Below are 10,739 nucleotides of genomic sequence, written 5' to 3' on the forward strand. Positions count from 1 at the left end.
ATGCTCGTACGAGCATCCTTTTTCTATTGTTTATTGGAGGTACAATCGGCTTATTGTTGCTTTGTTTACTATTTTTACCGCCTTAGAACGCTTTGGAATCTTTACAGCAAGAGTTGGCGAATGTTTCATTAGAGGGAATTGAAATATACGAATTGTGAATATCCCCTGAAAATACGATATCTTCTACAGTCTTTTAATTTTTTTGTACTACTAATGGTTTAATATAGTGACTCTTCAGTGAAGAACTGAAAATAATTCAATATACTATCAAAAGCAAAGTCTACTGGTTTGTTTTTTCTCTTTCTTTTTTTAAGAATTCTCCAAATGTTGCCATACTTACGTCTTGCTAATATTTAACTTGCTTCTTTTTGGTAAATGTATAAAAGTTTTTCAACTAAATGAGAGAAAAGGAGATCAAACAAATCTTTTATTTTTGGACTTGCTTAGTCTATTGAAAAAGGACTATAATGGTAAAAATTGATTTTCACCATTCATCAAAACATTATTTAGAATTATTCTTGTTAATAAGCTTTTTTAGTCTACTTTTGTATTTATTTAAACTAAATATAAATAACAGGCGTGTTTCGTAAACTTTTTCTATACAGTATCTTCCTTTCTTCGAGTGCTTTACTAGCGCAACATAAGATTTTTTTGATTGTTGAAAATCAAGAACATCAACCTGTTCCTGGGGCTATGGTATATCTGGATCAAGAAACCTATACCACAGATGAGAATGGACGTATCGCTTTGGAGGTAAAAGAAGAAAGAAAGGGAAGAACAATGGTATATATGGAGGGTTATCAACCCTTACAGCAAGTAGTACAACTCGTGAATGGAAGTAGTTATACCTTGCAATTGAGCAAGGAGGTCACCCTTTTAGATGCTATTCAGATTACCAAGCAAACCGAAGAAAAAGAAGTAAATCGAGGCATCATCCGCACCTTAGTCGTAGATACCAAGAGTCAGGTATTGCGTCCAGCTTCTCTGAGTGATTTAATGAATCGCGCTACAGGGGTTCGCATCAGAGAGAGTGGTGGATTAGGGGGAGAAACCAACGTGAATCTAAATGGTTTTCAAGGTCATGCTATTCGTTATTTTAGAGATGGAATTCCCTTGAGTTATTTAGGTGAAGGATACAATCTATCGAATGTGCCCTTAGAGGCCTTGAATAAAGTAGAGGTGTACAAAGGGGTGATTCCAGTTCATCTAGCCAGTGATGTACTGGGGGGGGCCATTAACCTCGTTTCTCAAACGAACTTAGCGAATGATTTGAGCGCTTCTATTGCGTATGGCTCTTTTAATACACTTCGAACGGCTATTCGAGGACACTATAACCGCAATGATTATGTGTATTTAGGGGGAGAATTCTTTTCTAACTATGCAGATAATGACTATAAAATCAATACTCCCGATGCAGAACTAGCCAGTTCAACACCTAAGGTTCGTCTCTTTCACAATCGATACCGACACTATTATGGCCATGCCTATCTCGGGGTAAAAAACCTAAAAGCAGCTGATCTGCTGCAAGTGGACTTGCACTATTATAACGTAGATAAGCAGATTCAAAATAGCCCCACTACCATGGTAACTCCGTATGGAGGTATTGAGCAACAGCAACACAGCTGGGTACCCACCCTGCGTTACAAAAAGAAGCTTTTTCATGATCGGTTGACGATTGATCAGTTTGTGGCGTATAATGTGGTCAAAACCCAACTCACTGATACCCTACAAGGACGTTACAATTGGTTGGGAGCATTTTCACCTCGCGGGTATAGAGGAGAAGGTGATCAACCTACAGATGCGGCTCTTGATATGACGTTTTGGACTAGTCGTACCTTGCTGGGATGGCAATGGAGTACAACCCAACAGTTGTGGTTAAATAATACGTACAACTACACTAAACGCCTCGGAACGGATGTGTATGGAAAGAAAATTGAAGATACCCAACAACCAATTATCGAGATTCCGTCCTATTATAAAAAAAATACCGTTGCTCTAGGGCTAACAAGCCAATGGTGGAATCACCGAGTTGAGACTACAGCAATTCTTAAAAACTACAGCTATACTAGCGAAGGGTTAAATACAGCTTATAACGTGGACCTGAGGAGTGCAGACATTCATTATACGTCAAATAACGCGTGGGGATGGGCTCTTGCAGTGAAATACCCATGGAAAGAAAACAGTAACCTAAGATTTTCTGTAGAAGATGCTCGTCGATTACCAGGGTATAGCGAGCTGTTTGGAGATAACCTCTTTATTGCTTCTAATTTTGACCTGAAACCAGAGCAAAGTTTAAATTTCAATCTTGGTATAGATCAGCAATTCGGAAGATTCGAATACAGTCTAAATACTTTTTATCGCAAAACCAAAGACATTATTGTCCTAACAGCTGGAAATCCCCCTTTGTCGCTCTTTGTTAATAAGGAGCGCGCTTTGGGATATGGATTTGAAGGGGATTTCTCTTATACTGTTACACCTTCTACTAAATTCTACACCAACTTTACATGGCAGAGTATTCGTTATGGTCGCTTTGATCAACTAGCGGATCAATGGCTCAAAGGCAATCGCGTGCCTAATATTCCGTATTTCTTTGCCAATCTAGGTGTCGAACAAACGTTGAAACGCCTCTTTACAACCCAAGATAGGGTGATGCTGTATGCTAATCTGAATTTCGTACGTGAGTTTTATATCCAACCCATTGACAAATCGATGGAACCCGGTGGTTTCCTTGGCCTTTTTGGGAGTAGCAAGGGAGACGTGAAAAATGCAGTACCTGATCAAACTTCCCTAACAGTTGGTTTGGTCTATGAATGGCCTACTAATGGTTGGTCTGTGGGATTGGAGGGACGAAACTTATTCAATCAGGAATTATACGATTACTATAAAATTCAAAAAGCAGGTAGAAGTATCTACTTGAAGTTCAATTATAAACTCAATTAATCTATGCACACCATGAAACGAATAGTATCCTGGGCTTTTATTTTACCGTTAGTCTTGACAGGATGTTCTTCAGACGACAACGCAAAACCAGATCCTACACTGCCGCCAACTGGAAAAGAAGCACACTATTTTGTGATGACTTTAGCAGAGGGGAAAGGACCTATTAAAAATGGATTTCTTAAAAGTTATGGAGAACTTCCATCAGGAACTATCGATAACGCCACTGGAAATACAACAGCCGCTGGTGGAATGGGAGGCTACCGCCAATATGGCGATCGCGTCTACCGTATGTTTGACGATAATAATGCGAGAAGTTTAGGACAATTTGTCTTTACTGATCAAGGATTTTATACCACTACATCGATTGCAGTGGAACCGAAAATAGCAGGATCGGGGAATTTTACCTTGACGAATGACCATCAAACAGGGTACTATTTCGAAGGGGCACAACCCACAACGATTCAGATTTTTGACCCAATTAGCATGGCCAAAAAAGGTCCATTGGGAGATTATACGACGCAAATTCAGCAATTGGAAGCAACCTTACAGCTAACAGGTGTCAATTTCCGAGCCATCGGGCAACATTTCTTAGCTGTAAATGGGGATAAATTATATGCTGACATCACCTTTGGTAAAAATCAAGGTGCCCAAGGAGGAATGTTTGACGGCGTGTCATCGGACGTTCATCTTGCTGTAATTGATCTAAAAACAGGGGCTTGGATTGGAGATACTAAGGTGAAAAATACTGGGAATATTGCCTTTGTTGATGAAAATCCGCTCTATTATTTTGATGAAAACAAGGATTTATATTTGATTACCCAAGGCATAAAGACTGGTGGTTTAGGCGATCACTCTAAAATAGCGCGTATTAAAAATGGAGCAAATCAAGTCGATACTTCTTGGGAACTTGATTTTAATACTTTATTTAGTCAAGTGGCTTCTGGGAAATTCTCTACTATTTTTGTCGAAAAAGGAAAAATTATCACCCTTATAAATGAGGTGACTTTGGCCGATCCGCAATCAATTAATTTAACACCGATTTGGAAATATGTAGTGATTGATATTCAAACGAAAGCAATTACACCAATTGCTATTGAAGGCGTAGGATTGGTAGAAACACCAGCAGCAGCCCTCGGCGTGTCAAAAATTGACGATAAACGCTTTATCCGTGTGGTGAGCGATTCAAAATTAGGATTTTACGAATTGTCTAGTGACTTCTTAACGGCTAAACCTGCAATTACCATTGGTAAAGGTGGAAAACCGCAAGGATTATTTAAAGTGAATAGAAAGTAAACGAATGAAGATTAGTGTATTAGTAATAATACTTGGAGGAATAATAACCATGAATGTACAAGCTCAAGTGGGACATACCATACAAATCAACCTGGCGGTTGAGGGGGAGGCCCACACCGAAGAAGCCATTTATATAACGGGGAATTTCAATGGATGGAATCCCAAAGAGGAACGCTATATCTTGGAACCACAGGCCGAAAAAGCTGGATTCTATAGCCTTACACTCTACAATATTCCAACAGGGGTATTGGAGTATAAGTTTACGCGCGGGTCTTGGCAAACGCTAGAGTGCTCTCCGAAAGGGCGATTGATGAATTTACACGATTGTGTCGTGCAAGACGATCTCATAATCCAAGAGAAAATTCTCGCTTGGCGCGACCGCTATCCTGCATCAACTGCACCGGATCAGCTTGTTGTCGTTGAGAATTTCATTCTTCCCGAACTGCAGCGAACGCGTGCCATCCGAATTTATATTCCGAAAGACTATAAAATTAGTAAACGGGCTTATCCTGTTTGGTACATGCACGATGGCCAAGATCTGTTTGATGAGGCCACTTCTGAAGGACGATTAGGCCCCGTAGAATGGGGAGTAGATGAAATAATTGAGCGATTTGGTGATCAGTATATCATCGTGGGAATTGACCATGAATACGAAAAAAATACAAGAGGAAAAGAATATGCTTTTTTCCCAACCACGCAAACACCAATAGCGGAAGGAAAACAATATTTAGCCTTTATTGTACAAACACTTAAACCCTATATAGACGCCAATTACCGAACCCTAAAAGCAAAGGAATACACAGGAATAGCGGGAGGATCACTAGGAGGATTAATCTCTTTATATGGAGGATTGACTTACCCAGAGGTTTTTGGTAAAGTAGGGGTTTTTTCACCCTCACTTTGGCAAGATCAACAGCAAGTGATAGCGTATATGGAAAATTTCACTCCCGAGCATAAAAAACAACTGCAACAGCAACGCTACTTCTTTTATGCAGGGGGAAGAGAAAATCGAAAAATAGGAGCTGGACAAGTGGTCCATATGGATCATGATGTCTTGGCTTTTGTTCAACAAATGAATGACCGTTTCGACGTTCAACAGGAAGTAAAAATAGATCCGATGGGAAAACATGGAGCCTGGTATTGGCAACAAGCATTCGCCTGGATGATCGAATTAGATAACCAATTTAATAGTAAATAGTATGAAATACTCAAAACACATGACCCTGGCAGGAGCTTGCTTTTTAGCGCTGTCAACTACTGCCTTTGCACAAACCATAGATAAAAGTCAAGCTGTTGGAAAAGGCCTGTATGAATTGACGTACAACAGCGGAGATAACAGCGTATATGTTGCTTCTGTTATCGATTTTAAGAATAAGGAAGGTATAGTGTACAAGCTAAATGGAAATACCTTAGCGGTAGAAAAGGAAATTAACGTACAAGGAAATCCTATTTTTGGAATTGCCGTGAATGAGAAAACACAAAAATTGTACGGAACCAATACCATTACCAATGCCATTACTATGGTAAACCTAAAAACAGAGGAGGTAAAAGTTATTCCTGGAACAAATGAAAAAGGACACAACAGAGAAATTGCCATTGACGAACGTACCAATACCATCTATGCTTCGGATACACAAGAAGAAGGTAAAATTTGGATTATTGATGGAAATAAAGACGTATTGGAAGGGTATATCGAGAACACAGGAGTGTTTACTGCTGGTTTAGCATTTGATACAAAAACCAATAAGCTTTACGCTACGAATATGGGAACTAATGAAGTAGCGATTATCGATCCAAAAACGAAGAAAGTAGTGAAGAAATTTGCTTCTGGTGGAGAAAGCCCAATCAATGTGGCAATTGATGAGGCAGGTAGACGCCTATTTGTAACGAATTCATCTACAGGATTAACGATTTTACACGCTGATTCAGGAGAACTTTTGAAAGTAGTGAAATTCAAAGGTGGATCTTTAGGGGTGAAATATGCCCCAACAGCAAACAAAATTGTACTAGCCAATAGAGATAGTGGAAAAACTGTAATTGTTGATGGTAAATCTTATGAAGTAGTTGCTGAACTAGAAACGGGATCACATCCCAACACAGTAGCTGTTAATGTTAAAACAGGAACGGCTTATGTAACGAATAAAACAAAACGTATGCCTAAAGAGGAAGGAAAAGAACCTCAAGTGGATACGAATGGTGATATTGTGAGTAAAATCCAATTGTAAGTTAAAGCGTTAGATTTTAAATTGTAAAGAGGCTGCCGGAGGCAGTCTCTTTTTTTTTCGAGTAAAATGAACGATACGAAAGAAAGAAAGAAAGAAAGAAAGAAAGAAAGAAAGAAAGAAAGAAAGAAAGAAAGAAAGAAAGAAAGAAAGAAAATAGAGAGGAAGTTTTGTAGTAGTAGGTGTTGCGTTTGCTTATTTGAATGAAACCCATTGAGGCTGAATATCTATTATAGGCAATGGGCTTCAAAAAATAAAAAAGCCAAACAACAAAAGCCAAACAATTTCATAACTTTGTATAAAACTTTTTCTTTTCATGTTTAGACACCAAGGTAAAAATCGCGCGTATTCCCATAACCTCAAAATGGCCTCTTTGCTTTCTTGTGTAGCGGGAATTGTCAATAGTGTGGGAGTCTTGGGATTACATACCTTGACAACTAATGTGACAGGACATTTTGCTTTTTTTGCAGAAGAAGTAACGGAAGAAAATTACAACCGTGCCATGGTGTATCTCGTCTATACTTTTTTCTTTCTCTTAGGTTCTTTTGTTTCGAGTTTAATCATGGAATGGGTGTTGAAACACAAACCTGAGGTGTCCTATGTAATTCCTATTTTACTGGAAGTAGTCCTGTTGGTGGGACTTAGCCTTGTTGATATTGCAGAACCAACAGCCTTACTTAAATACAGCGTCTTTACCGCCTTAGTCTTGCTGTTTTCTATGGGGGTGCAGAATTCCCTCGTTACCCGTGTTTCTGGAGCAGTGGTGCGAACCACCCACCTCACAGGATTATTTACTGATTTGGGAATTGTGCTTTCCCAGCTCTTCTTTTATAAAAATCGAACCGAGCGACTTCGTTTATTTCGCAGTATCGCGTTAATGCTTGCTATTATTGGCTGTTTCTTTATCGGCTGTGTTGCTGGTGGTTTTATGTATTTTCACTACCAGTTTAAAACACTTTTGTTAGCCGCAGCGCTGCTGTTGTTTGCTTTGTGGTACGATCAATTACTCATGAGCTATTATGTATTGAGACGAAAAATAAAAAAATGGTAAGAATCTGCTAGTTTTTTTGCATGTGTCGTATGCAGAAAAGGGTGTTTATACTATCTTTAGTAAGTGGTTCCTTTATCTTAATTTATAGTTTCCGTAAAGAAACCATTAACCCTAAAAAGCTCGACAAACAACAATGCAATACAGATCAGATATTCAAGGATTACGAGCACTAGCTGTACTTTTCGTCTTTATTTTTCACCTACAGCCCTCCTGGTTTAGTGGTGGTTTTATTGGGGTAGATGTATTTTTTGTAATCTCGGGTTTTTTGGTCAGTAGTATCATCCTGCATAAAAAAGAAAAAGGAAGCTTCCGTTTGTTTGATTTTTATGTGGGACGCATTAAGCGCATTATGCCTATTTTTTTATTGTTGCTGCTGGTTGTTGGAATTGTAGGAGCATGGGTATATGTATGGGTAGATATCCTTCATTTGCGCACAAGCCTGATGATGGCGGGCATTTTTAACTCCAACAATTACTTTGCCCAATTAGATACTTATTTTGGTGCAACTCTTCAAGAAAATCCCTTGTTACATACGTGGACGCTATCCGTCGAAATGCAGTTTTACCTGTTATTGCCCTTGTTTTTACTCTTGGTTAGAAAACAATACCGCACCGCTGTTAGTGTAATGCTTATTGTAGGGCTATTGAGCTATTCTTTTTACGCTAGTATGTATCTCAATCAACAGAGTGCCATGTATTTCTCCCTATGGGCACGTATTCCTGAATTTCTTATTGGAACCGTTTTTGCACTTCAGAAAACCTTGCTACAAAAAATAATGGGTGCACATCAAAATAGGGTGGCGGCGTTGGCTTTTATAGGTTTATTCGTTTGTGGAGCTACATTTTCCGATCAAACACTTTTTCCAGGATTATGGGTTATTCTTCCTTGTGTATGCACTGGATTATTGCTATTGACCACTAAAGCACAAGTCAATGCTGTATGCCGAACGAATGTATTAGTACACTTGGGAGAGCTGTCTTATGCAATCTACCTCTGGCATTGGCCTATTATGGCCTTTGTACGCTACTATACCATGCGCGCGGATTTCACAGCCTATGAAATGATAAGCATTACGGCTTTAACCTACGGGTTATCTTGGCTGTCATATACCTACGTGGAACAGGTATTTCGAGCGTATCCCAATACGGTGTTCTTTTCGAGATTTGCAGTTTTAGGCCTGCTCTTTTTGGGTGTTGGTGCGGGAATGTATCGCATGAATCAACACCTTTTTCCAATTCCAAAAGTGTATGCGACTCCAACCTTTGGTATGGATTCTCATGATGATACCTTTGTTCAGGCAGGCCCTTACGGAGACCTGTCGGATTCCATCCTAGATTCTATTAGCTTGGTGGGAGATAGTCATGCGTTAGCCTATAAAGGTGTATTGGATGAAATAGGAAAGGAGCACCACTTTTCCTTTTGGGCAGTAACCAACGACCGTTATCCTAGTATTCCGACAATTGATCGGAAAGATTTTGAAAGCGAAAGTGAATACGAGCAGTATGGGGTGCTCCTGAAAGAGTTTGAAACCATGAAGAAAAAGAGTAAAATTATCTTTTTTGCCAGTGCCTGGTTAGATAAGGTCACTTCTCTAGAAGCTGCTTTCTCCGCTTTAGTTGAGAGTCTAGAACCAGGACAACGTCTAGTTATCCTCGGAGACTATCCTCAACTGGACCGTAATCCGATACGAGCAACCCGCGATTTTATCGTAAATCCCCACAGCGAAGCCATTCAAGTGGTACAAGGAGTTGAGCCTCACTACGTACGCGAAGCGATTGAAAAGTATCCAGATCAAGTGCTCTACCTCAAGTTTGATTTTAATAAGGCTACAACCTTACCTTATTTTAACGATACATTGGGCTACTATGATGCCAATCACCTCAATGCCTTTGGTAGTCGAAAAATAGGAACGCTACTTGAAAAGGATTTTATGGACTTTGTGAAGGAGAAAGGGTTGGTTTGGTGATAGAAAATAGAAAACGGCTTTCCTTTTTTGAGTATTTGATTGTCAGTTTCTTAGTCTTTAAAATCTTTAAATCATATCATCTACGCAAAGAATTTGGGGACTTACGATAGAAGGCGTATAAAACTATAGTAAACGTACCAAAAGCAAAAAAAACTAGGAATCTTCTATTGAAATCAATAATTTTGTACCCTTTTTTAAATAAAATAAATGTTATGAAAGTACGATTTTTAGTCTTTTTGTTTGTGCTAATGGGCTTTATCAGTTGTGATGACCCGTTTAAACGACACGATTTTTATTTGTCCAATCCTACGGATAAAGAGATTAGCGTGTTGCTTGATGATAAAAAATACGTGGTTGCTCCCAAAAGTTTTGAAGTTTTAAAGATAGAAGGAGGGCATCATGAATTAACCTATAACGGTAAAAAGACTCGGTTCAACGTTTTCAAGCAAAATTCGGGAGGAATTATCAACCCAACTTTAGAGCCCCATTATATTTATTCGATGGTATATGCAACAGAAGGTAATTTTGATAAATTTGGATCTATCGCTAGAGAAGTGTTGATTGATGGGGTGTTGTATGAGGATAATATCAAATCAACCCGAGCTTTGTTTATCGATAATAACCTGTATCGATGTACGTATTACTTGGGTGAAGCTTATCCAGAGGAACAAATAACCTACAACAAGAATACCGTAGGAAACTTCTTTAATAAGTTTTTTACAAAAGATGAGTTTATTGCTTTTTATGCTGAAATGGTACCTGAAGAGGATCGCAACTTCCACCAAGAGAATCGAGTAGAAGAGGGAGTATGTACAATAACAGAAGTGCCAGCTACAGCGCTTGTGCTACCGGATGTAGATCAACCCGAGGTAATTGAGTCTTATAAAAAAGAAATGGAATTAGTTGCAGAATTTAAAACATCAACCGATGTGAGCAGACAAAAAGCCATCCAAAAGGAATTGTTTGACCTATCCATGAGTCGCTCTAAGCTGGATATTAACTACAGCAAGTTAACCCCAGAACAAAACCAGTCCATGAATGATTTTGTGCATGCCAGTGGTGCAATATCTGGCGCTGGAATTATTGAGATTTAAGAATAGGCGATGGGTGTTTTTTGAACAATGCCAAACAACATAAATAAAAAGAGGCTGTCTAAAAAGCCTAAAAAACAAAAACCCCGTCTAAAAAAGGCGGGGTTTTTTCATTGTTTGTCCTCAAAAATAATTATCTTCAAGGTGCACCCAAACAATAAGAAAGACAAATATAA

The 10,739-nt window shown here is 38.9% G+C and carries 7 protein-coding genes; all 7 read left to right on the forward strand.

Annotated elements, in window-relative coordinates; all coding sequences use genetic code 11:
* The first annotated feature begins 651 nt into the window (after positions 1–651).
* Entirely contained in the window at positions 652–2,940 is a 2,289-nt protein-coding gene (locus ACLJX0_RS01585) for a TonB-dependent receptor (RefSeq protein WP_410877887.1), read from the forward strand.
* 12 nt (positions 2,941–2,952) lie between these two features.
* Entirely contained in the window at positions 2,953–4,233 is a 1,281-nt protein-coding gene (locus ACLJX0_RS01590) for a hypothetical protein (protein ID WP_410877888.1), read from the forward strand.
* A 4-nt stretch (positions 4,234–4,237) separates the two neighbouring features.
* Positions 4,238–5,431 carry an alpha/beta hydrolase gene (locus ACLJX0_RS01595; protein WP_410877890.1) on the forward strand — a complete coding sequence of 398 codons (1,194 nt, stop codon included), beginning with the start codon at positions 4,238–4,240 and terminating at the stop codon, positions 5,429–5,431.
* A 1-nt stretch (position 5,432) separates the two neighbouring features.
* Entirely contained in the window at positions 5,433–6,458 is a 1,026-nt protein-coding gene (locus tag ACLJX0_RS01600) for a YncE family protein (protein ID WP_410877892.1), read from the forward strand.
* A 313-nt stretch (positions 6,459–6,771) separates the two neighbouring features.
* Positions 6,772–7,506, forward strand: a complete 735-nt coding sequence (locus tag ACLJX0_RS01605) for a YoaK family protein (protein ID WP_410877894.1) — start codon at positions 6,772–6,774, stop codon at positions 7,504–7,506.
* Between the two features lie 133 nt (positions 7,507–7,639).
* Complete coding sequence (locus ACLJX0_RS01610; RefSeq protein ID WP_410877896.1) at positions 7,640–9,472, forward strand: acyltransferase family protein; 1,833 nt, start codon at positions 7,640–7,642, stop codon at positions 9,470–9,472.
* A gap of 212 nt (positions 9,473–9,684) precedes the next feature.
* Complete coding sequence (locus ACLJX0_RS01615; RefSeq protein WP_410877898.1) at positions 9,685–10,566, forward strand: hypothetical protein; 882 nt, start codon at positions 9,685–9,687, stop codon at positions 10,564–10,566.
* The last annotated feature ends 173 nt before the right edge of the window (positions 10,567–10,739 follow it).

Origin of the sequence: Myroides sp. DW712, assembly GCF_046557355.1 — a bacterium.
In the GTDB taxonomy this organism is placed as follows: domain Bacteria; phylum Bacteroidota; class Bacteroidia; order Flavobacteriales; family Flavobacteriaceae; genus Flavobacterium.

What these genes read in the sequence shown, in the direction of transcription:
- ACLJX0_RS01590 (WP_410877888.1), top strand. Translation starts at nt 2,953, where the DNA reads ATGAAACGAATAGTATCCTGGGCTTTTATTTTACCGTTAGTCTTGACA.
- ACLJX0_RS01595 (WP_410877890.1), top strand. Translation starts at nt 4,238, where the DNA reads ATGAAGATTAGTGTATTAGTAATAATACTTGGAGGAATAATAACCATG.
- ACLJX0_RS01600 (WP_410877892.1), top strand. Translation starts at nt 5,433, where the DNA reads ATGAAATACTCAAAACACATGACCCTGGCAGGAGCTTGCTTTTTAGCG.
- ACLJX0_RS01605 (WP_410877894.1), top strand. Translation starts at nt 6,772, where the DNA reads ATGTTTAGACACCAAGGTAAAAATCGCGCGTATTCCCATAACCTCAAA.
- ACLJX0_RS01610 (WP_410877896.1), top strand. Translation starts at nt 7,640, where the DNA reads ATGCAATACAGATCAGATATTCAAGGATTACGAGCACTAGCTGTACTT.
- ACLJX0_RS01615 (WP_410877898.1), top strand. Translation starts at nt 9,685, where the DNA reads ATGAAAGTACGATTTTTAGTCTTTTTGTTTGTGCTAATGGGCTTTATC.